This is a genomic window from Oceanobacillus salinisoli (assembly GCF_009733865.1).
Classification (GTDB): Bacteria; Bacillota; Bacilli; order Bacillales; family Amphibacillaceae; genus Oceanobacillus; species Oceanobacillus salinisoli.
The window spans coordinates 19,733-46,717 of sequence record NZ_WOFB01000011.1 but is presented as its reverse complement, the minus strand read 5'-3'; the positions used below and the strand labels follow the sequence as shown (position 1 = coordinate 46,717).

Sequence of the window (26,985 nt, the reverse complement as noted above, 5' to 3'; positions counted from 1 at the left end):
CAATAAAGATTTTTCATATAAAGCTTAACTCAGGCTTAACGAAGGTTTGTTATAATAAAAACAACGATTCACTCCTTAACTGACTATCAGCATTATAGGAAAGTGGTGATTGTGTTGTTAAAGATAGGTTTAAAATGTTCATCTGATCCGGAACAATTGTATGATCGATTAAGATATAACCCGGATATTATAGAACTGCATTTAAATGAAGACGATCTGTTTGGAGAAAAAAGAAAACAATTAGAAAGTACGATCTCCATGTTATTGAGCCAGGGGCGTGATGTATACTTACACCACCCCACAAAATTTAATGGTCGACATTTAGATATTATCCACGAACAGAAAGAAGATTATCTTTTTTATCATTTATCTACTAGAATTCTTGCTGATATATGTATATCCTACTCTATCAAATGTGTAATTCATCCACACTATTTGCTGACTGCCACTTCTGCAATAAGGAAAGAGAATATGGATAATATGGTAAAGGAGATAAAACATATCTTGTCATATGGAAAAGATGTTTTCTTATGGGAAAATTCCATTAATGGTATTTTTAGTGCTCAAAACCCGAATTGGTTCGAGGACATGGTTAAGCCATTACATTTACCATTGGCATATGATATTAGCCACGCCTTTATCTCTTTCCAAGGTGATAATCGATTATTGTTAGAGCAGATACAAAAATTAGATTCCTATATTCAATATTTCCACGTTGTAGATAGCGAAGGAAAGGAACATGACGGATTAGCATTAGGAACGGGTAGGATTCATTGGGGGCCTATTCTTCCGTTTTTAACGAGCAGACCGTATATATACGAAATTAATCTTAGAGATCTAAAGGATGCAGCCGAAATGCATGAAAGTCATCTCTATTTAGTTCATCTATCAAAATATAGTGAGTATCAGAATGTGCCGGTAGAGAAAAAGTGAACAATGGAAACATGTAAGCGGATATTCCTCCTTAATTTTTAGAATCATGTAGGTGAAGCACCTTTTGGGTGTATGTTCATAGGATGATAAGTAACCTGGATTGATGAAGGAGGAGTAGCTCTAAATGGACTAATATGTTCGAAAGGTCTTCCAGTTGGTATGCAATTCATTGGAAATCATTTATCGGAACCACTGCTATTTCAAATAGGAAGTGCGTGGGAGAAAGTAATCCACCAGACATAAAATATAGAATCAGGGGGAGGAATGGAAAGTTCACCTTCCCATGATAAGTGGGCTGTTTCTTTTGCTTATTATTTTTGCTTAAAAACCAGAACCACTTCTACATAGAACTTAAATTTAGAGAGTACAATACCAAGCGTTTATCAAGGTATTGTACTCTTTATTTGTTTTGAACTAATAAAGGGACATTTTATTTTTTATACTTCGTCCTGGGACAAGGGACCTAATCCCTTGTCCCTCGAGGATATGATAGTATATGTAACTTTTTATGAGGATTTCTACAATATACATAGATTAATAAGATTAATCTCAAAAAATAGAAAAATATCATCATAAACCGAGATTTTTCTAATTTTTAAATGTTTAAACATATCGATATAATTAATAATGTCGTTTTGACAACAAATACATTTTTGCAGGGGGCTTATCATAAATGATTAAACAACAAAAGAAAAACACTTTTGTTAATAAGATGGTAATGGTTGTTTTAGTTGGAATCATTGCATTTGCATTAGCAGGTTGTAGTACAGATGAAGTAAATAGTGAATCTTCGGGTGAAACAAAACAGGAAATTACAGTTGCAGTGGTGCAGGACTATCCACCATTTGAATATAAAGTAGATGAAGAATTGACTGGTTTCGATGTCGAATTAGTCGAAGCAGTTGCTGAGGAAGCAGGTTTAACTGTTAACTGGAATATTATGAAGTTTGACGGTATTATCCCAGCGCTTCAAGCTAATCAAGTCGATGCAGCCGTATCCGCAATTGGAATAAGAGAGGACCGTTTAGAAGTAGTAGACTTCTCAGATCCATATTTTGAATCTGGTTTATCCTTAGTTACTTTAAAAGATAGTGCTATTGAAGACGAAGAAGACCTACAGGGAAAAACAATTGTTGCCAAACAAGGAACATCTAGTTTGGAACTAGCCAACGAACTTGCTGAAAAATATAATGGCGAGGTTACGAAACTCCAAGATGATGCCACCATGTATATGGAATTAGAAAACGGTAATGCCGATGTTGTCATCAATGATTATCCTAGTGTTGCGTATAAGATCAATCAAGACGGTGAAGCATCTCAACTTCGAATAGTTGGTGATAAGTATCCAAGTGAAGATTATGGAATTGCTATTTCAAAAGGTAGCGAAGGTTTAGTAGAAAAAATTAATACCGGACTCGGAGAGCTAAAAGATAGTGGTGAGTTTGACGAAATTTATAGCAAATATTTCTCAGAAGAATAATGTATATAACAATCTAATCGAATAAAAGGTGTGGCATAGTTTTGTCACACCTTTTCTAAAAGAAAGAGGGAAGTCACGCATGATGGAAACGATTAATATTATTCTTGAAGGATTACCCACTCTATTAAAAGGGATGGGATTGACAATAGAAATAACGGTCATATCACTTATTTTAGCAATGTTTATTGGACTAATACTAGGTGTGTTTAGTATAACAAAGAGTAAGATCCTACGAACAATTTCAACTGCCTTTGTTGATATCATTCGAGGAACACCATTACTCGTTCAAATACTATTCATTTATTTCGGTTTGCCAAGTGTAATGGATATTAACTTAACAGCATTTTCTGCGGGTGTAATAGCGATTACAGTCAATGCTGCAGCCTATTTAGTAGAAATTTTCCGTGCTGGAATCAATTCTATTGATAAAGGACAAATGGAAGCCGGAAGAACAATTGGTTTTTCTTATGGCCAAACTATGCGTTTAATTATATTACCTCAAGCAATCCGTCGCATGATTCCCGCATTCGTCAATCAATTTATTGTAAGCATTAAAGATACTTCACTACTTTCCGCGATAGGATTGGCTGAGCTTACGTTATCTGGCCAATCCATTTATGCAGCTAATTTCCGTGCTTTTGAAATATTATTTGCTGTTGGAGTTCTGTATTTCATCATTATTTATTCATTAAGCCTATTCTCACGTTGGCTTGAAAGGAGATTAGATGTAGCATGAAAATGATTGAAGTAAATAATCTAAAAAAGTCATTTGGTAAATTAGAGGTTCTTAAAGATATAAATATCGATGTTAACTCACAAGAAGTAGTTTGTGTGATTGGCCCTTCAGGTTCAGGAAAAAGTACACTTTTACGTTGTATGAATCTATTGGAAGAACCCACTGGTGGAGATATTCTTATTGAAGGAGATAATCTCACCGCACCTAAAACGAATATTAATGAATTACGCCAAAGAATGGGAATGGTATTCCAACAGTTTAATTTGTTTCCACACATGACGGTAATGGAAAATGTTACTCTTGGACCTAAAAGATTAAAAGGCAAATCACAATCAGAAGCAAAAGAATTAGGAACACAGCTACTTGATAAAGTTGGGTTAGTAGACAAGGCAGATGTATACCCGGACAACTTATCCGGCGGGCAAAAACAACGTGTAGCAATGGCTCGTGCTTTAGCCATGGAACCAAATATTATGTTGTTTGACGAGCCTACCTCAGCCTTAGACCCGGAAATGGTCGGAGAAGTACTACAGGTCATGAAGGATTTGGCTGAAGAAGGAATGACGATGACAATCGTGACTCATGAAATGGGCTTTGCAAAGGAAGTCGCCGATCGTGTTATCTTTATGGATGAAGGTTTTATCGTAGAACAAGGTACACCAGATGAACTATTTGGCAATCCGCAAAACGAAAGAACCCAAGCATTTTTATCAAAAGTATTGTAACTATTAAAATATTAAACCAAAAAGCTTAGAGGACCTCTAAGCTTTTTTAAAATTAGGATATTTTATAAAAGGTTGTGAAGTGATTATTTGAAGGACATGTAGATTCCTTTTGGAGAAGTAGCTATCAGCAGGGGGTAACCACATTCCCAAAAGTGAGACCTTGCCGATGAGCCTGTGTATTCTAGTAACATTTTGAAGTATTATTTTTCATGAGATATTTGTCAGCAAATTTTGGGATTTGTATTCTATGTAATCAGTCACCTTTTCAGATCTTTTAGAGAATCATAGTGATTGTGAATCAGATGGAAGTGAAAGAATAAACCATATAAATAGACCATTTTCCGGTAATCCAATTAGGAAAATGGTATTTTTATGTTTTTCTATATGAACGATTAACTAGAAAAAATTATAAAAAGTAAAGAGTAAATTAACACAATTTAAACTTATTATTAATATTGATTTGTTATTATTAAAAATACTGATAAATAAGTTTAATTAAAGCGCAACTTAGGTGGGGATTTGTATTAGCAAGGGTTGGAGGTTTTTTTATAATATATGTGATTGGTCTTTAAAACTCGCAACTATTAATTTAATGTGGGTATTTTGTACAATCTTAGGATTAAGTATTTTGGGGGTATTCCCTTCAACAATAGCAATGATCTCAGTTATACGTCGATGGACGCTGGGTGAGATTGATACGCCTATTATAAAGACATTTTGGATTTATTTTGTAAGTGAAATTAAAAAAGGTAACATTCTTGGATTGTTTCTATTGCTTATAGGACTGATAATATTTTTTAATATTAATTTTTATCATTCTTTTGAACACCCAATATTTGACTTAATTAGCATTATGTTTATACTATTTTCTGTTTTTTACGGTATTATTATACTTCACTTATTGCCAATTTACGCTAACTATAATTTTACAATAGTTAATTACATAAAGTTTTCCTTCATGACCGCAATTAAACACCCGATTGTATCTATCCTGATGGTTATCATACTAGCCATTATAAATATTTTACTAGTATATATACCTGGTCTAATTCTGTTTTTTGGTGTAAGTCTATCAGCAACTGCACTAACTGTAATAGCAAATCATTTTATCCATTTTAAAAAATGAGATTTATACATACAATTAATCTTTTATGGAGGAAGAATAAATGAATAATAATATAAATTCGTGTTGTTCAATAAGAAGAGATTCGACCCTAGAAAAGAAAAGGCCTTTGAATCACTTCAAAGAAAATACTATAAAAAGTGACTATAACCAAATGGTGCTCATAGAAGGTGGAACTTTTCTTATGGGAACTGAAGATAAGAATCAAAATAAACTTGATGGTGAGGGCCCGATTAGAAAAGTGACTGTGGATTCGTTTTATATGGATGCTCATGCTGTCACGAATAGAGAATTTGAAAAGTTCGTTAGGGAAACAAACTATAAAACGGAAGCAGAATTATTTGGAAACTCGTTTGTGTTCTATCAATTCGTAAGTCAGAATGTCCAGAGGGAAATTAAGCATAGAGTTCAACAGACGCCTTGGTGGCTGGTTGTGGAAAGTGCAAGCTGGTTCCAGCCTGAAGGAATAGATTCCAATATTGATGATCGAATGGATCATCCTGTTGTACATATATCCTGGAATGATGCTGTTGCTTATTGCAATTGGGCTGGTAAGAGACTTCCTACAGAAGCGGAATGGGAGTATGCGGCGAGAGGAGGGTTAGAACAAAACCTTTATCCATGGGGAAATGAACTTGTCCCAAACGGGAAACACCAATGTAATATTTGGCAAGGGGAATTTCCTGTTCAAAATGATGCTGAGGACGGTTACAGTGGTACTGCTCCAGTAAATAGTTATGAACCAAATGGATATGGCCTTTACAATATGTCTGGTAATGTGTGGGAATGGTGTACAGATTGGTTCACTAGAGATAGAAATATAAGAACCGATAGTATAAATCCAAAAGGACCTGAGCATGGAGAAATGCGAGTTATTCGTGGTGGGTCCTATCTCTGTCATGAATCCTATTGTAATCGCTATAGAGTGTCTGCAAGAACGGCTAATACACCAGATAGTTCTACTGGTAATATGGGATTTCGTTGTGTTAAAGATATTTAGTCATTAGTTAAATTGAGATATAACGAAAATAGTAATAATTTACATAATAATTACATATCTACACAAGAAAATTAATGTAGTACATATAGAATATTAAGAGTGGTGTGAAAAAAGTCTTTATTTATAAAAGAAAGTATAGAAAGGGATGACTGTTTAGAGTGGATAAAAACAAACCTAATATTGTTTTAATAATGAGTGATCAACATAGAAGCGATTGCTTAGGTTCCTATGGGAATCAAGACGTAGATACCCATCATATCGACCAATTGGCTGAAGATGGTGTGCTTTTTGAGAATAGTTTTTGCGCTTCCCCAGTATGTACACCATCTCGCTATTCCTTATTAACCAGTATGTATCCACATCAACATCAAGGATATACGAACGAATCAACCATTCCAAGTGGCATTGAAACTTTCCCAAGACTGTTGAAGAATAATGGTTACCAAACGAAGGTCGTTGGAAAAATGCATGTTACACCAACATACCTGGATGTTGGGTTTCATGAGATGATGTTGGCAGAACAAACAGAACCAGGAAGAGATCAGGATGATTATCATAGGTTTTTAAAAGAAAATGATCTAATTGATGAAGTAGATTTAATGGATCAAGTAGAAGAATACCGTAATCAAGCACCGAAACATTATTGGGAAACATTTGGAGCGTTAGAATCTAATTTACCAGAGGAATACTATTCAACTTCATGGATTGGGGAACAAGCTCTCCGTTCAATTGAGCAATGGCAAGATGACCAAAATCTTTTAATGGTTAGCTTTATTAAACCACATCACCCCTTTGATCCTCCTTTTCCATGGAGTGAAATGTATAATCCAGATGATTTGTCTTTATTACCGGGTTGGACTCAAGAATGTTTAGAGGATGACTTAAAGGTTCATCAAGGATATTTCCCTCATGAGGATCTAACAGAAATAAAACTTAAAAATGTTATGGCAAAATACTATGGGACTATCTCGCATATTGATCATTATGTCGGGAAAATAACGCAGCTACTTAAAGAAAAAGGAGTATATGATAATACTTTAATTATATATACAAGTGATCATGGTGAATATATGGGTTATCATCATCTACTATTAAAGAGCAATCACATGTACGATCCTCTTATGAAAGTACCTTTAATTATTAAATACCCTAATCAATATAACAAGGGGTCGAAATCAAGTATGTTAGTTAATAACATTGATATAGGTTCTACCATACTTGATGTAGCACAATGTCAAAATGGGAAGTATATGTCAGGTAAGAGCTTACTAAATGATTCTATCAACAGGGATTTTGTCTTTTCTGAAGATGGAAGAGGAAAGGAGTATATGGTACGCTCCGAGGAATTTAAGCTTTTGCTTAGAAAGGATCAAGAAAATAGCATGTTTTTTGATTTAGAAAAAGATCCATTGGAATTGAATAACTTATATGATTATCCTGAGTATCAAGAACAAATTAATGAATATAAAGATATATTAAGTCAATTTATTTTATTTGATTCCCCTTCTCCAGTACATCTGGATGAGAATGCGGCAAGATTAAAGGATAATACAAATACTGAACTAAGGGAATGGGTAAATAATAAAGCAAGTTTTCTAAAGAGTTAATAAGACTATTAAGGTTTTTAAGGAATTGGGAGGATATTCAATATGACAGATTTAAAACCAATATTAACCGGTGGAAATAAACCATACATAGAAGGTCATAGAGGTGCACCAACTCTTTGTCCAGAAAATACAATATCGGCTTTTAATAAAGCCGTTGAGGTAAAAGCCGATCTAATAGAAATAGATGTTCAGCTCTCCAAAGATAATGAAATTGTTGTTTTTCACGATGAGAAGTTAGATAAAAAGTCAGATGGTACAGGTTTTCTAAGGGACTACACTTTATCAGAACTACAAAGGCTGGATGTCGGTTCTTGGTTTTCTCCAGCTTTTACCGGAGAACGTATGCCTACTTTAGAAGAAGTATTAGATTGGGGTAAAGGGAAAATATGGTTGAGTATAGAGTTGAAAAATATTGAAAACTCGAAGCATTTATTAGTAAAAAAAGCTGTTGAATTAGTTCAATCCTATGCAATGGAGGAACAAGTTCAGATTATTTCCTTTAATCATGATATGTTGGCACAAGTAAGAAAGTACAGTAAAACAATTATGACTAGTGCTATTACACCTTGTAGACTTGTAGATCCGGTTAAATACTTAAAGTCTTTTGATGCTCAAGTTTTAAATGGACCTGGTGAGTACTTAACAAAAGAGCTAGTAGATGAGATTCATCATGCAGGTTTATATGTGAATGGCGGTATGGTGAATGATATCGAGCTGTGGAAAAAATTAGAAGGTTATGGTGTCGATTTAATGTGCACGAATTTACCAGAAACGATGAAGGGCGAATAGAATAAGAGAGTTGTAATAGCTAATAATATGGCTATCGCAACTCTCTTTTTTTAGTGGGTTGAGGTTCTTTTCTATAAGCTTGGATGCACATATTTTGAAATATTATTAATATTGTTTTTTATATTCCATGTAAACAAAATAAGCGAAAAACGCAATAGATTTAACATTTTTTACAAAATCACATTTATTTAGGAATATTTTTACAAATAAATATAATTACATTTAAACAAATTTAATAATAAATAAGTATCATGTTGAATAGACCAGTCAGAAAAGGAGGAACAACATGATTAATAATTAAGTTCTATTTTTTCGTGAACTTATAACTAGAACCATTAAATAATTTATAAAAGGGTGTGTATAAATGAATAAGAAAATTATATTAGCTTTAACAAGTATTGCAATGCTTGTATTATTGGCAGCCTGTGGAAATGCAGATGCGAATACAGCATCTGGAACTGAAGATAGTGGAAAAGTAACACTAACGATGTGGTATTGGGGTGACGAAAGTCCTGAAATAGAAGCTAAGGTAAATGAACAATTCGATAATGTTGAACTTAAAGTGGAAAAACTACCTTCTGGTGAAGATTTTAAAACACGTCTACAAACAACCTTAGCAGGTGGCGGAGAAGGACCTGATATTGTTGCGATGGACAGCTGGATTTCTGAATTTCTACCACATCATGATATGTTTGTTGATTTATATGATTATGGTGCGGAAGAACTTGAGGATACTTACCTAGAATGGAAATTAGAAATGGCTACTGCCAAAACTGACGATGGTGATAAACTAATTGCGCTTCCTATAGATATAGGTCCTATTGCATTATACTATCGAGCTGATTTATTTGAACAGGCTGGGCTTCCTAGTGAACCTGAAGACGTAGCAAAAGAGATTCAAAATTGGGATGATTACATAGCGGCATCCAAAAAAGTATATGAAGCAACTGGCGCAAAAATGTATACCATTGATGAGATCTATCGTAATGTTATTGGTCAATCAGACAAATTATACTTCGACGAGAATGATAATTTTATAGCTGATCAAGAGCATGTTAAGAATGCTTTTGACACTGCTGTAAGAGCATATCAAGAAGGATTAACATTTGTTAGTGAATCTGGTAGTGAAAAAAGAGCTGCTATGAATACTGGTGATGTGGGATCGTTAATTCATGCAATGTGGTTTAAAGGTGATGTCGTAAACTCTGCTCCTGATCATGCTGGGAATTGGAGAATCGCATTTCCTCCTGGTGGAGGTGGAAACCAAGGTGGATCTTTCATGGGAATTCTAAATTCTTCTGAACATCCAGAAGAAGCCTATGAAGTTCTTAAATGGTACTTAAATCCAGAAAACCAATTGGATAATTTAGTGAATCATGGCTTGTTCCCTTCAACACCTGAAGTATATGATGCACCAGAGATGCAGGTTGAGGAAGAATTCTTCGGTGGACAAGTAGTAAACGAAGTATTTGCTCAATCTGCTGAGGATGTAAAAATTGCATATCGTAGTCCTAATGATTCATTAGTAGAATCTTCCATCCTGGAACAGTTTCAATTAATTGTAAATGAAAATAAAGATCCGGAAAAAGCATGGAACGATGCGATTGATAGAGCAAAATCCCAACTTTCTAAATAAATCCAAATAATAATTTTTTTAAATTAAATTAAATATTTTTCTTACTGGTGCTCTTCGCTTCTTTAATAAACTATAAGGATTGTAAAGGGATGTCAAATCATTATCCTTAATAAATCTACGGTTATAGAAGCGAAGAGTAAATATTATTTATAGGAGGGTTTTAATGGAAGCTGGCAGATACGGTTTGAAAACCGATAAAAAATTGCAAACGCGGCGTGCTGAATCAACACTATGGAAAGATATAGTTCGTTCTAGAACTTTATATTTATTTATTTCTCCTTTTTATCTTTTATTCATTGTATTTGGCATTTTTCCCATTCTCTTCTCAATATTTCTTTCCTTTCATAGTTGGGATGGTATTGGAGACATGAGTTTTGTTGGATTGAATAATTTTACCTCGCTTTTTAGTGATGGTGTTTTTTGGAGATCTATTATTAATACGTTTATTATTTGGATCATCTCAGTTGTGCCTAGTATTATTTTGGGGTTAATCATTGCAAATTTAATCAATAGCCCTATTACTAGATTTAAAGATTTTTTTAAGGTTACATATTTCTTACCTAATGTAACTGCAGCTGTAGCAGTAGCCATTGTATTTTCTTCTGTATTTTCAACTCATTTTGGGTTAATAAACTTCTTTTTAGAATCAATAGGATTGGAAAGAATACGATGGTTGACCTCTTCTGTGGGAATTAAAGTAGTTATCGCCCTTATGGTAATTTGGGGAAGTGTTGGGTATAATTCAATTCTTTATTTAGCTGGTTTACAAAGAATACCGAAAGAGTTGTATGAGGCGGCTCAAATTGATGGTGCGAACTCGTTACAGATATTTACGAAAGTAACATTGCCATTAATGAAGCCTATTATACTATTTACAGTTATTATGTCTACCATTAGTGGATTACAAATATTTACAGAGCCTCAAATACTTGCAGAAGGTCGTCCTATTCAAGGTTCAATGACAATAGTCTTGTATTTATATGAACAATCATTTAAATTTAATCAATTTGGTTATGGTGCTGCTATTTCATGGGTGCTATTTATAATAATACTATTCTTTTCCATTCTTAATTGGAAGTTCTTCCAAAAGCCTAAAAACGAAGGGAAGAAGCTAAATCATGGATCGTAAATTATCATTTAAAAGTATTATTTTACATTTTATCTTATTTCTTGGTATCTTCATTTCGCTCTTTCCATTCTTTTGGATGGTAGTAATGGCAACGAATGAAACCAGTGCAGTTTATAGTGTTCCTCCAAAACTGACTTTTGGAACAGAACTATTCAACAATATAATAGAGGTTTTTGAAAGTACTAATTTTATAGGTTCGTTTATGAATACCGTGTTCGTTTCTGTTGTTGCTACAGTGTTAAAGTTGTTTTTTGCTTCACTTGCAGGCTTTGCATTTGCTAAGTTCCATTTTCCGGGAAAGAATTTTTTGTTCTTTTTCCTTTTAGCAACGATGATGATTCCCTCTCAACTCTCTTTAGTGCCAAACTTTATCGTTATGGAGACGCTCGGCTGGTTAGGAACGTTTAAGGCACTGATAATTCCTGATATGGCTAGTGCTTTTGGTATTTTCTTAATTAAGCAATATGCTGAAGAAGCTATTCATAACGAGTTAATGGATGCGGGTAGAATGGATGGATGTAATACGTTTCGTTTATATTGGAACATCGCATTACCTATATTAAGACCTATATTAGCATTCTTTGGAATGGTTACATTCATGGGGGTGTGGCAGGATTATCTATGGCCATTAATCGTAATGACAGATACATCCAAATTCACATTGATGATTGAGCTAGCCCAGCTTAAATCTCTATATGCTACAGACTATGCCTTAGTAATGACAGGTTCGGTGTTAGCTACAATTCCGCTAATAATAGTGTTCTTACTATTCAGTAAGCAATTTATTGCAGGTATTGCAGATGGTGCTGTGAAAAGTTAACTTTTTAAGAGTATGTATCATGTGACAAATGAGGAGAGATACAGTTGTTCTCAGAAGTAATAAAAGATGCTAACGATATTATTCGAGAAAATATAAAAGATAATAAAGTAATTGAAATGTTTCATGTTTGTTTTGAAGATACTTTATTAAAAACTGTTAAATGGTTAGATGATGGAACGGTTTTTATGGTAACTGGTGATATACCTGCCATGTGGTTAAGAGATTCTTCATGTCAACTTAGGCCCTATTTAAACTTCTTAGGGAAAAGTGAAAATCTAGATAGCATGGTAGAAGGAGTAATTCACCGCCAGTTCTCATATATTATAGAAGATCCATACGCTAATGCATTTAACGAGACAGCAAACGGAAATAGATGGGACGATGATATTCCATTACAAGATCCAATTGTTTGGGAACGTAAGTACGAGATTGATTCCCTGTGTTATCCATTTCAACTTGCATACCAATATTGGAAATACACAGGTAAAACTAATATTTTTACAGACAAATTTAGAGAAGTTGCTACGACAGTTATTTCTTTGTGGAAGGTAGAACAAAACCATCATAAGTTTTCTACTTACCGATTTCAGAGACCAGGGAGAAAAATGCTAATAAATAACGGTAGTGGCTCACCTGTAGGATATACAGGTATGACGTGGTCCGGATTTAGACCAAGTGATGATGCATGTAAATACCATTACTTAATCCCTAGTAATCTTTTTGCTATTAGAGTATTAGATATTATTTCAACTATTTCAGAAGAAGTATTGAAAGATCCTATATTAAAAAAAGCCGCAGATAATTTAAGGGGAGAGATTACTTTAGGTGTAAATACATATGGAATACTTGAAAACGGCGATGGTCAAAAAATGTATGCATATGAAGTAAATGGATTAGGTGACCATTTATTGATGGATGATAGTAATATGCCTAGCTTATTATCATTGCCAATGTTAACCAATATTTCTAAAGACGATGAGATTTATCTTAACACTCGAAAGTTTATCTTAAGTAATAATAACCCTTTCTATTATGAGGGGGCGAGGGCAGTTGGAGTTGGAAGTCCACACACCCCCGCTGGTAATGTATGGCCAATTGCTATAGCTGTAGAGGGAATAACGGACGTATGTATGGATAAAAAGTGGGAAAAGATTAAACTCATTTCAAATAATGATGCAAATACAAATCAGGTCCATGAATCTTTCAACCCTAATAACCCTTTTGAATATACAAGAGAATGGTTTTCCTGGGGAAACGCTATGTTTTGTGAATTAGTATTGAATTACTGTGGCTATGAGGTTATTCACTAGACATTGAGCATTAAAGTTAGATGATTAATTTTTTATATAGGCAAAGAAAAGAGGGATTCTTTGTTTCACTCAATAGAAAAACTGAAAAGAAGAACGAAAGAGTTAGATCAATATCGATATATTGATAGAAGACCTATAACAGACTGGGTTTTTAAAGAAGATGCAACGAAATCAGAAAAATACCCTCCTCTAAATGGTGAGTTAGTGGGTTCCAACTTTATTACGCCCGGTAGTACTTGGTCTGGTAGGGATTATTACTTATGGCTTATTACCAATCAGTTTATACCAAATACAACAACTATAGATTATGATATAGTACTTTTATTTGATTTTGGAAAAACAAATAGTGGGAATAACTCCGGCTTTGAATCTTTATTATTCATTAATAAAGTCCCTTATCAGGGAGTTGACTCAAATCATAAAGAAGTATTTTTGGATAAAAAGTATCATGGAAAAGAAGTTCAGCTGGCTTTAAAATTATGGTCCGGTCTCGAAGGTGGAGGACATCCTAGAGATATTAAGCATGAGTTTAAATATAGTGATATAGCATATCTCCATCGAGACGTGGATGATTTAATTATTACAGCAGAAATGATTATTAAGACTATAGAAATTTTAAATAGTCATAACCCAACAAGAATTCATTTAGAACGAATACTTAATAAGGTTCTAAATCATATAGACTGGTCTGTTCCTGGAAGTAACGCGTTTTATAATTCGTGTGTGAGGGCTAATACCTTATTACATAAGGAACTTAATGCTATTGAAAAACATACGGATATTGAAGTTACCGTCATTGGACATACTCATATAGATGTAGCATGGCTTTGGAGGACAAAGCATACAAGAGAGAAAATAGCTAGATCATTTTCTACTGTCTTGAGATTGATGGAAAAGTATCCTGAATATATATTCTTACAGACACAACCCCAATTATATTCTTATATAAAAGAAGATTATCCTGAGATTTATAAGCAAATTAAAGATAGAGTCAATAAAGGTGTTTGGGAAGTGGATGGTGGAATGTGGCTTGAAGCCGATTGTAATATTCCTTCAGGTGAATCATTAGTAAGACAAATTATGTACGGTATTAAGTTCATGAGAAAAGAATTTGGTAAATCACCAAGTTACTTGTGGCTGCCGGATGTATTTGGATATTCATGGTCCTTGCCTCAAATTTTAAAGAAATTTAATATAAATACCTTTATGACTACAAAAATAAGTTGGAATCAATATAACCGGTTACCTCATGATACATTTTGGTGGAGAGGGATTGACGGTAGTGAAGTACTTACACATTTTATAACTACTCCCGAACCAGTAGACTATGATACGGATTCATTTCATGCTACCTATAATGGAGTGTTAGAGCCTAAGACAGTAAGTGGTGTTTATGAAAAGTATGCTGACAAAAAGCTAAACTCTCATCTGTTATTGTCCTATGGTTATGGTGATGGTGGAGGCGGGGTAAATAGAGAAATGTTAGAGAATAGAAGGAGAATGGATAAGCTACCTGGACTACCCTTTGTAAAAACGGGTACCGCAAAAGAGTTCTTTAACAGCTTACATCATACTGTTAATGATTCAGATGAATATGTCCACGTTTGGGACGGTGAAATATATTTAGAATATCATCGTGGAACCTATACATCTCAAGCTTTTATTAAAGAAAAAAATAGGAAACTTGAATTTGCATATAGAAAAATCGAAATTGAAAATGTTTGGGCAGAATTAGAAATCAGTGATTGGAATTATCCTAAACAAAAAATCGATAATGGTTGGGAGATTATCTTAAGGAACCAATTTCATGATATTATTCCTGGTTCATCCATTCATGAGGTATATGAAGATACAAAGCAAGAATATAAGGAAGCAGATAAAATTATAGAAGAAATACAGAGTTCATTATACGAACGGATTTTCAATTTAAAATCGTTTTGTTGGACCGTGTTTAATCATAATGCTTGGAAACGGGATGATTATGTTTTTATTAAAGAAAAACGTCAGATCAATAACTTTACGGACCAAGATAATAATAAATTAGAATTCACTAAATGTGAAGAAGGCTATTTAGTGTATGTAACAGATATACCAGCTTTAGGTTTTAAGATTATTAATGGACTGATAGATGGAGAATATAAGAGTGAGGAAGAAACGTTTCAAATAAAAGAAAGTAAAGTAGAAACGCCTTTTTATACTATTACATGGAATGATTTTGGACATTTATTAGAGATATATGACAAAAAGGCAGATAGACAAGTATTGGCTTCTAAGGGTAATGTATTTCAAATATTTGAGGACAAGCCTTTAAGTTTCGATGCTTGGGATATTGATATCTATTATTTAGAAAAAATGACTGAGATTAATGCCTGTAACATTAAAATAAAAGAAGTTAATTCGCTATTTACAGAAATAGAGTTTTATTATGAATTTGGGAATTCCTCTATAGTACAATCTATGATTTTATATTCTAAAACTCGAAGGATAGATTTTAAAACCCTTATTAATTGGAATGAACGTCAGAGATTACTAAAAGTAGCTTTTCCGGTAAATATAAGAGCAGTAGAGGCAACATACGATATTCAATTTGGTAATGTTAAACGGCCAACTCATTGGAATACAAGTTGGGATATGGCTCGTTTTGAAAGTGTCGCTCATCAGTGGGTAGACATAGGAGAGTATAATTATGGTGTTAGTCTTCTTAATAATTGTAAATACGGTCACGATATAAAAGATAACATAATAAGGCTAACCTTGTTAAAAGGCAGTAAATATCCTGATCCTGAGGCAGATATAGGAATTCATGAATTTACTTACAGCCTTTTTCCACACACAGGTAATTTTCTAGAGGCTGGCACAGTACAAGCAGCGTGGAGCATAAATAACCCATTACAAGCTGTACGAGGAAATACTAGATTCAATAAGCCTATGTTCGAAATAAAAGGAAACCAATATATTTATATCGATGCAATAAAAAAGTCTGAATCTGGTAATGGTGTAATATTTAGGTTACATGACTATTCGGGTGGCACACAAAAAGTAAATTTTCAGCCTAATTTTCATTATAGTTCCTGGGTTGAAACAGACTTAATGGAAGAACCATTAGGTGATGGAAACAAAGGACCTGTGGAAGTAGTATTAAAACCATACGAAATCAAGACTATATTATTCACTAATTAAGGATTCACCCCAAATGGCATGTCTATTGTACAATATTGAAATTATATACGGAGGTAACTCTATGATAGTTAAATTAAGTAATTTGGAATACGAACGGTATATATTTATAAATGGAAACTAATAGAACTACTACATTTAAAGCTTTATTTATCCCCATTCTAGTCGAACAACTTTTTATTTTACTGTTACAAAACATGGATATCTTAATGTTAAGTCAGTATTCTGATGAAAGTGTCGCTGCTGTGGGACTAGCAAATCAACTTATTATTGTTGCAACAATGGTATATGGATTTATAAATATCGGAACTACAATACAACTCACTCAGCTTTCGGGAGCAAATAATAAAGAACAAAGTGGAAAGATTATTTGTCAATCTATATATTTAAACCTGTTGTTTACTATGATCCTTACTATTGGTATGTCCTTTTTTAGTGGGAATCTGCTTACATTAATTCAAACTCCTAGTGGTTTAATGATAGAATCAACTACTTATTTAACTATTATCGCAATTGGATTTTTCTTTCAATCCATTATGGGGGTTTTTAGTAGTATTTTTAAGAGTTTTTCAATGGTTAAAATAGTAATGAATGTTACTGTTCTAACCAATATTATAAACATCATTCTTAACTATCTTGTATTATTTACTCCATTTTCCTTGATTGGTGAAGGAGTATTTGGTGTTGCGATTGCTACTAATATTAGTCGATTAATCGGTGCTATTTTAATGGTTGCTTACTTTATTTTTCATAAAAAAGGTTTAGTCGGGGTACTGAATTGGAAAAAAATCGAGCTAGGTGTAATGAAAAAAATATTAGTGCTCGGTATTCCTTCAGCCGGGGAACATGTATCTTATAATTTATCACAACTAGTAATTACTGGTTTTATAGCAAGCCTGGGAGCGGCTGCTGTTACATCCAAAATATATGCCCAAACAACGACTTCTATAGTATTCACTTGTTCAATGGCTATTTCGCAAGCTTCACAAATATTAATAGGAAAATTAATTGGAGGGGAGGAGAAGGATAAAGCCTATTATTTTTCTTTATTAACGCTAAAAAATGGTATATTTTTGTCTACAGCCTTTACTGTTTTGATTGCATTGTTATCATTTGGTATCGTTCCTTTCTTTACTTCAAATGAAGATATTATTAAACTCACGATACAGCTTGTGTTTTTGAGTGTTTTCTGGGAATCAGCTAGAACAGCTAATGTTATTCTTGTTTCAGCACTCAACGTAGCAGGCGATGTAAAATATCCAGTTCTCATTAGCGTTTTAGTAATGTGGGTATTTGTAATTCCTTTGAGTTTTGTAATTGGTGTCTGGCTTGGGTATGGCTTAGTGGGTATTTGGATTGTCTTCATACTAGATGAATGGTTAAGAGCTTTCCTACTATACATTAGATGGAAAAAAGGAAATTGGAGAAAAATATCTGTAATTGATGTAAAAGCTTATAGCTAAGCTCCTTGAAAAGATATGCTTATTGATTATCTAGTGATAAACAAGTAAGGGACTTCCTTATGGACCAAAAGAAGAAGAAGCTATCTGTTGAGATTTGAGGAGATAGTAAATACTGCAATACAAGTGCTCAAATGCTTATGAGAGTTGAAAATGTATAAAACTGGGAAGGGCTCCTTATTAATCTAAAAAAGAAAAAATAGAGATAGTTTACTGGTGGGATGAATTGGGGAAATGTATAAAATAAAAATGTTCAACTTTTATATTTTCATTAGGCGGGAGCTTTACTTCTCTCGTCTATATTTTTGCCCTATTAAATGGCCAAGAACCAGAGGGGCAGGTTAAGATCGCTGAAAAAAGAACCTTTTTGTTAGGTGCTCCTTTGTGAATTTATGTACACACTTTCTTGGATTATCTATTTCCGTGTGCACTTTTCAAAATATTAATAGAATTGGAATATTAATGCATATGCCGTTAATTTTTGTTTATAAGGCTACTTCTCTAAGTAGTTAATTATTTAATAAAAAACGACAAAATTCGGGAAGTGACAGGCACCTCTAAAAGTCATGGTTATTTTGTATGAGGAATATTCACAGAAAATTATTTGTAAATTAATCGCTTCTATATATTAGTTCTCTATACTTTACTTTGTAGGATTTGTAGGAAAGTAGAGGAGGAGAAATATGTTAGAGAAAGAGAGATTTGGAAAAAAAGTAGCTATCGTAGTTAGTGCTGTTCTATTATTGTCGTTGTTATCTCTCCAAACTAGTCAAGCATCACCAAAAAAAGATGTTACATCAAGTGAAAGTAAAGATGTTTTAGCACATTGGAAGTTCTCTAAGGACTACGTGAAATCCGGTTCCATTGAATCTGGAGACCTTTTATTAGAAGATGCTAGTGGTAATGGGAATACTTTAGCCCTGGAAACGGTTGGAGATGCTTCCTCAGAGGAAATGGAAGATATGGTGAGATGGTCTGAGGATGATTATGCAAATGATGAAACTATCCAAAGTATAGAGTTTGGAAACTATAAACAAGCTCCAGTTGGGCGCTACTTTAGAACAACAGATGATGCACCTATTAACTCAGAAAAGTTTGAAGATGGATTTACGATAGAAGTGATTATGAAAATGCCTCAGGATTTTGCTCCTGAGAAACATTCTTGGATGGGAATTTTAACTAGACAGGGCCAAGCCGCAGATATCAATAAAACAGAGGGTGAAAAAGAGATTCTTTCTACACTATCTGTTTCCAATTTGAAAGAATTGCAATGGACAAGCCATCCGACGAACTTAAATTATAATCAAACAAACTGGTCTTTCTCGTTAGATAGTAAAGAAGACTGGTATCATGTTGCGATAGTAAATGATGGTACTCATTCAAAGTTATATGTGAATGGTGTTACTGATTTTCGTAATACAGATGAAGTAATGATTGGAATTGACGCAGTGGAAGGAAAAGGCTGGAATATTGGTGCTTCTGAATGGGCAAACGAATTAGATGCGCTATTCGCTGGGAAAATCCAGGAAATTAGAATGACCAATCAAGCCCTTAATCAGGAAAATTGGTTAATAGATGGTGTACAGGAAAATTATGTGGAATATGGAACCAATGAGAAAATCCCTTTATTAACCGATAAAGACAATTATAATTTTGTTTTTGTACCAGATCCGCAAAAAATGGTGCGTTATCAGGATGAAATTTTTTATGAGCAAATGAAATGGATTGCTACGAACAAAAATAGTCATAACATCACCATGACGGCTTTTGTAGGGGATATGGTTGACAGGAGCAATGTTTTAGATGAATGGATCGCATCTGATAGAGGTGTGGACTTACTTGATAGGCAGCGCGTTCCTTATCTTGTTACTGCTGGTAACCATGATTATGGATTGGATGACCCTTACTTGGATTATTATGGGGAGCTTCGCTTTAGAGAGAAAGATTATTTTAAAGAAAGTTCCCCGTCTGGATATAGTTCATATGGTATCGTACCAGCTGGAAATTATGAATATTTATTTTTGATGGTGGATATGAAACATGCCGAAGAGGACAGCGATTGGGCAAAACAAGTATTAAACAATCATCCTAACTTCCCAACTATATTAGTATCACATGAAATACTTGCCGTTTCCGGAGACGGTAATTCAGCAGTGGATTCAGCCCGAGGTGATTTTATTTGGGATGAATTAATTAATGATTATAACCAAGTATTTATGACAGTAAGCGGCCACAATCATGGTGCACTGCACCGCGTTAAGGAAAATGCAAAAGGTAATGACGTTATTCAAATACTAGTAGACTATCAATCTAGTTATGCTGGAGGAAATGGTTGGTTACGTTTTGCGGAGTTTGATGAGCAAGATAATCAAATTAATTTTAAAACCTATTCCCCTTGGGTGGAGAAATTACCAAAACCACAACGGACCTACTTTGATGTGAAATATCTAAACTCTGAAAATGATCAGTTTGAAATTGATTTTAATTTTGAAGAACGTTTTGATTTTAATGGTGAAAAGTAATTGAAATTAAATGTATGAGTAAAACGCCCGGAAAAAGTCTTTTCCGGGCGTTTTAAGGTTCTGAGTATAAATCTCATTGAAAAATAGGTCGGAATGGTGGTGTGAAAGTTAGACAAGTGATAAAGCGAATAGTTTAAAGCTAAAGCATCTTCTTTGTAATAAAGGAATGCTTTTTAATTTTGTCTAAAATCCAAAGTGCATAACAATAAAAAAATAGTGATATTAAATAAAAATATATTGTTTAACGATAAATTACATGTTAATATCAGATAGAAAATAAATGAGAGAGGTGCATCTTATGAAACGAGGTTCAACGTTGTTTTTAAAATTAGCACTTATTATTATTGGAATTCCAGTTCTCGCTTTATGCATATATATGCTACCAATAATAGTAAGGAATTTGGCAGAAGGCATGTCGGGGTTGGATTATGTGATACTTGGCATTTTAATAATTATGTATGTAACGGCAATCCCATTTTACGTTGCATTATATCAGGCATTTAAACTGTTAAGCTATATCGATGGGAATAAAGCGTTCTCGGAATTGTCTGTAAGAGCATTAAAGAAAATAAAAAACTGCGCAATCACCATCGGCGGTTTGTATATACTTAGTTTGCCACTTTTCTATATCTTTGCGGAGCTAGACGACGCTCCTGGTGTTGTAATTATCGGGATGATGCTTGTTTTTGCCCCGATGGTAATCGCAGTCTTTGCTGCTGTTCTCCAAAGGCTTTTACAAGAAGCTATTCATATAAAATCAGAAAATGATTTAACGGTCTGAGGTGATAACAATGGCGATAATAATTCATATTGATGTGATGTTAGCTAAACGGAAAATGAGCGTTACCGAACTTTCTGAGAGGGTTGGAATAACGATGGCTAATCTTTCTATATTGAAAAATGGAAAGGCAAAAGCGATTCGTTTTTCAACTTTAGAAGCAATTTGTAAGGCATTGGATTGCCAACCAGGGGATATTTTAGAATACCGAAATGATGATGAAATCGAGGATTAAATAAATATAAAATAGTCAGGTTTGTGAGGAAGGCATCGTTTTGTTTCACGTAAGGACGGTATGAAATTATAAGGAAGGTATAAAATTTCTCGAGGACTTTAGGAGTTGAAAATAATGGATGCAAAAAGTAATGGTTATAGAACACCTCAGTGAACGTTTTAAAACATGCATGAAAGAAAAGAATGACAGTTTAATTCGATTTTGATATTATCCAAGGTCTTAAAAATTTATATGATGTATTGGGGAAAATGAAATAAAAGTAAAAGCGATGCAACTGATGGAAATGGAAGAGATAGTAAATACAAAAGAAATTGAAAAAGTTTGGAAGTAAAGCACCAGAGGGGCAGGTTCACCGGACCAATAAGCTAACCCCAGTAGTGGGCCAAGGAGCCTGTCCTTGTTGACCTCAAATGAAAGCGCCGCCTTTTTAAAAAGTGAAAAGATTATAGAAAAATGTCGAAAAAGTCATTGATTTTTATTACTTTTCGGTATATCATTATATTTAAATTTTTTAGAAAAAAAGGGGGGGGTTCAGCGGTGGTTACTTTTATAGCATCCATCTTGTTGTTAATTGTTGGTTATATCGTTTACGGAAAGGTGGTTGAACGGATTTTTGGCATTAATGACCAGAATCCAACACCTGCTTATACAAGCAATGATGGTCTTGATTATATGCCAATGAGTTGGTGGAAAGCGAGCTTGATTCAGCTTCTAAATATCGCTGGAACTGGTCCGATTTTTGGCGCAATAATGGGTGCACTTTATGGTCCTATAGCATTTATATGGATTGTTATCGGTTGTATTTTTGCTGGTGCGGTACATGATTACTTTTCAGGTATGGTATCACTTAGACATAATGGAGCACAATTTCCGACACTTGTCGGTAAATACTTAGGCGGAAAAATGAAATTCGCTACAACAATTGTTTCTATCATTCTAATGATTTTGGTAGCAGCAGCATTTACGGCAGCACCTGCTCAGTTATTAACGGAAATCACACCGCTTAGCTTTACGACTTGGTTAGTTATTATATTCGCTTATCTGATTATTGCGGCGATTTTACCGATTAATAAAATCATTGGTAGAGTTTATCCGATCTTTGGAGCAATTCTAATATTTATGGCGGTATCGATTGGAATCGGGATGTTCTCTTTTGACAATCCGATCCCCAATTTAACGTTAAGTAATTTACACCCTGGGGAGATGCCAATCTGGCCATTATTAATGGTAACCATATCCTGTGGAGCGATTTCAGGATTTCATAGTACACAAAGTCCTATCTTAGCTCGAACATTGAAAAAAGAGAGTGAAGGTAGAAAGGTATTCTATGGAGCAATGATTGGTGAAGGGGTTATTGCAATGGTTTGGGCAGCGGCGGGGATGACCTTTTTCGGTAGTACAGGTGCATTGAACGCTGCACTAGAGGCAGGAGGTCCTGCTGGAGTCGTGAATGAAATCAGTCTAACCACGCTTGGAACATTTGGCGGAATACTTGCGATATTGGGTATTGTTGTTCTCCCGATTACGACTGGTGATACGGCATTACGTTCTTCCCGGATGATGCTTGCGGAATTATTGACGCAACTAACGAAGAAAGACTTTAACGGAAAAGGGAAATTAGCTTTACTTATTGTACCGGTAGCAGGAACAACGCTATACCTAACGACGATTGATTATAGTTTCCTTTGGCGCTATGTTGGTGGGACGAATCAGATTGTTGCTGCGGTTATGTTATGGACGGGAGCCATGTATCTCCTGAAAAATAACAAGTTCCATTGGATTTGTAGCATTCCAGCTTTATTCATGACGGCTGTAGTAAGTACGTATTTCTTGTATGCACCAGAAGGATTTAACTTGGAATATGGTACTTCACTGATTTTAGGTATGGTTATTTGGCTAGTAGTATTTGCTTGGTTTGTAAGGCAGCTTATGAAACATAAAAAAGCTGGCAACTATGAAGATTCAGAATTGAAAGCAGGATAAATATAGAGTTGAATGTAGGATACTGGAAGCTAATCCAGTATCCTATTTTTTTGCTCCTTTAAATACATTTAAAGATAAGATTTTCTTTCATTGATGTTTTTAAGCGGAACATAATGGAGTTGAAGATTTCATACTTGTAAACAGTTAATAATGCACGGTCTGTATACAGATAATAAAGAAAAAGTTCCACCTGCTTTAATACATATCGATGGATTTGTTCTTCATAAAAAAATATTTTGTTACGTATTTTTGTTTTAATATCCTCACTAGTTGAAATAATGAATTTCAAAATAGATCTTTCTCCATTCACGTTTGGCATATTCATATGTTTCCCCCTAAGTTTTCTATTTATCGCAGGTCTTGTTAAATGGACATGCGTCTGATAAAAAAGAAATTAAAGAATATTATTAATATAATAACAGCATTTAGGAAAATATGATATGGGCAAATAGTCAAAGTTAAAAACAGGAGGAAAGTACTTATTAATGGTGCCTGTTACTTCCCGGATTTTGTCAGTTTTTGTCGCTTTTCTCAAGTTCAAGAGGGTCTATTGCAAAATCAAGCGACAGTTACCCAGCTCTACCCTATGATGGGTGAGTGGACCGTGTGCCTGTCCCTGTGGGATCCACCCAAAATCGAACGAGCCTATCGCCGAATCTAGCGGCAGCCACCCTGCTCCAGCCCTAAGTCGAACCTCGTGAACCGGCGTGCCTGTCCCCGCGTTCCGCCAGCACTCGCTCTAATTCCTCTAAAAACAAAGGAATGGCAGGATTTTTATTTTTCTTTTGATGATAGACTAAAATGTCTGTCTTATATGCTTCCCCCTCTAATTCCACCAAACGTATAGAAGAAGTTGCATACATTTTTAAATAATTAGGTAGGATGGATATTCCAATACCCGAATCAATAAATAAAAATACGGTTTCGATTCTTTTCGTTTGACTCACTATCTTCGGGGTAAAGTTACTTTCTCTACATATGGATAAAGTATAATCGTACCACTGTGGCGATTCCTCCCAATGCCGCATAATAAATGATTCATTGGAAAGTTCAGGGAGTGTAACGGATGATTTTTCTGCTAAAGGATGTTGTTGATGAACATATACACATGTAGAATCAGATGAAAGGATATGGCAATTTAGGTCACTAAGGTTCTTAATTCCAGTAATGATAGTAAAGACAATGTCTAAGTCATCAGATTTATTAGGATCATTGAGGTAGGCTATTGGTAAATGGTTTAACTCTATTTCTACATTAGGGTACTTGACCTTAAAATTTCGTATCACTTCAGGTAGAAATTCTCTTACAGGAGCAATTAAAAAACCAATCTTTAATTTTCCTATCGTTCCAGCGTCCGCTTTTTTCGCTTTATCAACAGCTTGCCGGGATTTTTCTAAAATGGACATAGCTTCATCATAAAAAACCTGTCCAGCATTAGTTAATTGTACCGTTCGTTTTGAACGATAAAACAACTTCACTCCGATTTCTTCTTCCAGTTTTGAAATCTGTTGACTAACCGACGATTGGTCTACATACAAGGATCTTGCTGCATGAGTAAAATTTAAATGCTCTGCAACGGCAATAAAATAGTGAAGATGACGAAGCTCCATTTTTTCCCTCCTTTTTGTATTTTAACTCAAATAAGAAAAACTCATGGTCCAAATACGAATAATTACTTTTACTAATTACTGATATTATATTTTATAATTTCAAAATATTCAATAACTAGATTATACTAATAAATAAGAGGAAGGGAATGGAGGGGGAAGAGTTGAAGACAGAAAGTAAACCAAAAGAGGCAGAGATTCGTGATGGAATGAAAATACTGTGGGACGTTCCTATTACAATGAGTGATGGGATTACGCTTCGTGCAGATGTATTTCTCCCTGTTGAAGAGGGAGCATATCCAACCATTATGACATATGGTCCTTATAGTAAAGGACAGTTATTTCAAGAGGCATATGCAAGACAGTGGGAAGTCATGACGAATGATTTTCCTGAGATATTGGAGGGTTCCTCTAATAAGTATCAGAACTGGGAAACGACAGATCCGGAACGCTGGGTACCAGACGGTTATGCAGTAGTGCGGGTAGATTCCCGCGGGGCTGGTACTTCGGAAGGTATTCAACATCTCTGGTCCAAACAAGAGGCAAATGACTTTTATGAATGTATTGAATGGGCAGCAGGAGAACCTTGGAGTAATGGCAATATTGGCCTCTTAGGTATTTCCTATTATGCGGCCAACCAGTGGCTTGTGGCAGCGATGCAACCAAAGCACTTAAAAGCAATCATACCATGGGAAGGAACGTCAGATTGGTATCGGGAGTTCTATTATCATGGCGGTATTAGATCGACATTTTTAGATAGTTGGTTACCTAAACAGCTGCAGATGCAGCATGGATACGGGAAACGTGGAAGAAAGAATCCACATACAGGTGAATGGGTAGCTGGACCAGAAACATTTTCAACGGAAGAATTAGAAAGAAATCGTGTGGACCTTTTACGTGAGATAAAGAGTCATCCACTTAACGATGAATATTATGAGGATATTACAGTCGATTGGTCAAAAGTGAACATACCGATTCTATCGGCCGCAAACTGGGGTGGCGAGGGACTTCACCTTCGTGGAAATATAGAAGGCTTTCTTCAAGCAGCTTCCAAAGATAAATATTTGGAAGTACATGGTTTTGAACATTGGACTCACTTTTATACGAATTATGGGCTGAATTTGCAGAAGCAATTTTTCGATTACTGTTTGAAGGAAGAAGAAAATGGATGGGGTGAGAAGCCAAAGGTACAATTGCAGATACGGCATGTCGGGAATAAATTTGTGCAAAGAAGCGAATCAGATTGGCCTATACCAAGAACAGAATGGACGAAATATTATCTAGATGCTGAAAATAAGACGCTTGATAGAAAGACTCCTAATAAGGCGGAGAAAGTGACTTATACAGCATTAAATGAAAACGTTATCTTCTATTTGCCAAAAGCAGAAAAGGAAACGGAAATAACGGGTCCATTAGCGGCAAAATTATTTGTCAGTTCGGAAACAGAAGATACAGATTTGTTTTTAACGGTTTGTTTATTCTCAAATGATGGAGAAGAGGTTTCCTTCCGCGGTGCCATGGATGCGAATGCTCCGGTCGCACAAGGCTGGCTAAGAGCTTCCCATCGAAAATTAGATAAAGGAAAAAGCCTATTCTATCGACCTTATCATACACATGATGAGAAACAGCCATTATCCCCTGGTGAGGTCTATGAATTAGATATTGAAATTTGGCCAACTTCCATTGTCATTCCGGAGGGCTATCAATTGGCATTAAAAATTAGTGGGAAGGACCACGAATATTCTGGAGAAATCACAGAGGAGTCTAAGAAATTCCATCGCTACCCGTCTAAGGGGTGTGGGCCATTTCTTCACGAGGATCCATCCGACAGACCGGAGGAAATTTATGGTGGTGAGGTCACGATTCATACAGGCCCAGAGTATTCATCTTATTTATTGTTACCTATTATACCTGAAAAATAAAATGGAGGGATGA

The 26,985-nt window shown here is 34.8% G+C and carries 21 protein-coding genes; 19 read left to right on the top strand and 2 right to left on the bottom strand.

Annotated elements, in window-relative coordinates; all coding sequences use genetic code 11:
* The first annotated feature begins 114 nt into the window (after nucleotides 1–114).
* The 18 genes from GMJ66_RS08255 (at nucleotide 115) to GMJ66_RS08170 (ending at nucleotide 23,443) form a co-directional block, all read left to right on the top strand.
* Nucleotides 115–933: an apurinic/apyrimidinic endonuclease family protein gene (locus GMJ66_RS08255; RefSeq protein ID WP_156289847.1), complete on the top strand. Its 819-nt coding sequence runs from the start codon at nucleotides 115–117 to the stop codon at nucleotides 931–933.
* 673 nt (nucleotides 934–1,606) lie between these two features.
* Entirely contained in the window at nucleotides 1,607–2,413 is an 807-nt protein-coding gene (locus GMJ66_RS08250) for a transporter substrate-binding domain-containing protein (protein ID WP_156289846.1), read from the top strand.
* Nucleotides 2,414–2,492: 79 nt separating this feature from the next.
* The gene (locus tag GMJ66_RS08245) at nucleotides 2,493–3,149 is read left to right on the top strand and encodes an amino acid ABC transporter permease (protein ID WP_156289845.1); all 657 of its coding nucleotides are present in this window, start codon (nucleotides 2,493–2,495) and stop codon (nucleotides 3,147–3,149) included.
* A gap of 2 nt (nucleotides 3,150–3,151) precedes the next feature.
* Entirely contained in the window at nucleotides 3,152–3,874 is a 723-nt protein-coding gene (locus GMJ66_RS08240; RefSeq protein WP_156290021.1) for an amino acid ABC transporter ATP-binding protein, read from the top strand.
* 511 nt (nucleotides 3,875–4,385) lie between these two features.
* Nucleotides 4,386–5,000: a YesL family protein gene (locus GMJ66_RS21175; RefSeq protein WP_156289844.1), complete on the top strand. Its 615-nt coding sequence runs from the start codon at nucleotides 4,386–4,388 to the stop codon at nucleotides 4,998–5,000.
* A gap of 40 nt (nucleotides 5,001–5,040) precedes the next feature.
* On the top strand, nucleotides 5,041–5,997 hold the full coding sequence (locus tag GMJ66_RS08230) for a formylglycine-generating enzyme family protein (protein WP_156289843.1): 957 nt from the start codon (nucleotides 5,041–5,043) through the stop codon (nucleotides 5,995–5,997).
* Between the two features lie 158 nt (nucleotides 5,998–6,155).
* The gene (locus tag GMJ66_RS08225; protein ID WP_156289842.1) at nucleotides 6,156–7,604 is read left to right on the top strand and encodes a sulfatase family protein; all 1,449 of its coding nucleotides are present in this window, start codon (nucleotides 6,156–6,158) and stop codon (nucleotides 7,602–7,604) included.
* Between the two features lie 42 nt (nucleotides 7,605–7,646).
* On the top strand, nucleotides 7,647–8,393 hold the full coding sequence (locus GMJ66_RS08220) for a glycerophosphodiester phosphodiesterase (protein WP_156289841.1): 747 nt from the start codon (nucleotides 7,647–7,649) through the stop codon (nucleotides 8,391–8,393).
* A gap of 364 nt (nucleotides 8,394–8,757) precedes the next feature.
* Entirely contained in the window at nucleotides 8,758–10,029 is a 1,272-nt protein-coding gene (locus GMJ66_RS08215) for an ABC transporter substrate-binding protein (RefSeq protein WP_156289840.1), read from the top strand.
* A 163-nt stretch (nucleotides 10,030–10,192) separates the two neighbouring features.
* Nucleotides 10,193–11,158 (top strand): carbohydrate ABC transporter permease, encoded by a 966-nt coding sequence (locus GMJ66_RS08210; protein WP_156289839.1) that lies wholly within the window; start codon nucleotides 10,193–10,195, stop codon nucleotides 11,156–11,158.
* Complete coding sequence (locus GMJ66_RS08205; protein WP_156289838.1) at nucleotides 11,148–11,978, top strand: carbohydrate ABC transporter permease; 831 nt, start codon at nucleotides 11,148–11,150, stop codon at nucleotides 11,976–11,978. Before GMJ66_RS08210 ends, GMJ66_RS08205 begins: the two co-directional genes overlap by 11 nt.
* A 44-nt stretch (nucleotides 11,979–12,022) precedes the next feature.
* Nucleotides 12,023–13,288 (top strand): glycoside hydrolase family 125 protein, encoded by a 1,266-nt coding sequence (locus GMJ66_RS08200; RefSeq protein ID WP_156289837.1) that lies wholly within the window; start codon nucleotides 12,023–12,025, stop codon nucleotides 13,286–13,288.
* A gap of 60 nt (nucleotides 13,289–13,348) precedes the next feature.
* On the top strand, nucleotides 13,349–16,468 hold the full coding sequence (locus GMJ66_RS08195; RefSeq protein WP_156289836.1) for an alpha-mannosidase: 3,120 nt from the start codon (nucleotides 13,349–13,351) through the stop codon (nucleotides 16,466–16,468).
* Nucleotides 16,469–16,578: 110 nt separating this feature from the next.
* Nucleotides 16,579–17,928, top strand: a complete 1,350-nt coding sequence (locus GMJ66_RS08190; RefSeq protein WP_156289835.1) for an MATE family efflux transporter — start codon at nucleotides 16,579–16,581, stop codon at nucleotides 17,926–17,928.
* A gap of 680 nt (nucleotides 17,929–18,608) precedes the next feature.
* Entirely contained in the window at nucleotides 18,609–20,447 is a 1,839-nt protein-coding gene (locus tag GMJ66_RS08185) for a LamG-like jellyroll fold domain-containing protein (RefSeq protein WP_231514875.1), read from the top strand.
* Between the two features lie 298 nt (nucleotides 20,448–20,745).
* Nucleotides 20,746–21,228, top strand: coding sequence for a DUF2975 domain-containing protein (locus tag GMJ66_RS08180; protein ID WP_156289834.1), 483 nt, complete (start codon nucleotides 20,746–20,748; stop codon nucleotides 21,226–21,228).
* A 10-nt stretch (nucleotides 21,229–21,238) separates the two neighbouring features.
* On the top strand, nucleotides 21,239–21,460 hold the full coding sequence (locus GMJ66_RS08175) for a helix-turn-helix domain-containing protein (RefSeq protein ID WP_156289833.1): 222 nt from the start codon (nucleotides 21,239–21,241) through the stop codon (nucleotides 21,458–21,460).
* A 537-nt stretch (nucleotides 21,461–21,997) separates the two neighbouring features.
* Nucleotides 21,998–23,443 (top strand): carbon starvation CstA family protein, encoded by a 1,446-nt coding sequence (locus tag GMJ66_RS08170; RefSeq protein ID WP_156289832.1) that lies wholly within the window; start codon nucleotides 21,998–22,000, stop codon nucleotides 23,441–23,443.
* A gap of 58 nt (nucleotides 23,444–23,501) precedes the next feature.
* On the opposite strand, the gene GMJ66_RS08165 is transcribed toward GMJ66_RS08170, so the two are convergent.
* Entirely contained in the window at nucleotides 23,502–23,768 is a 267-nt protein-coding gene (locus GMJ66_RS08165) for a hypothetical protein (protein WP_156289831.1), read from the bottom strand.
* A gap of 358 nt (nucleotides 23,769–24,126) precedes the next feature.
* Nucleotides 24,127–25,053 carry a LysR family transcriptional regulator gene (locus GMJ66_RS08160; protein ID WP_156289830.1) on the bottom strand — a complete coding sequence of 309 codons (927 nt, stop codon included), beginning with the start codon at nucleotides 25,051–25,053 and terminating at the stop codon, nucleotides 24,127–24,129.
* Nucleotides 25,054–25,214: 161 nt separating this feature from the next.
* On the opposite strand from GMJ66_RS08160, the gene GMJ66_RS08155 reads away from it, so the two are divergent.
* Entirely contained in the window at nucleotides 25,215–26,972 is a 1,758-nt protein-coding gene (locus GMJ66_RS08155) for a CocE/NonD family hydrolase (protein ID WP_197046649.1), read from the top strand.
* Nucleotides 26,973–26,985: the final 13 nt, after the last annotated feature.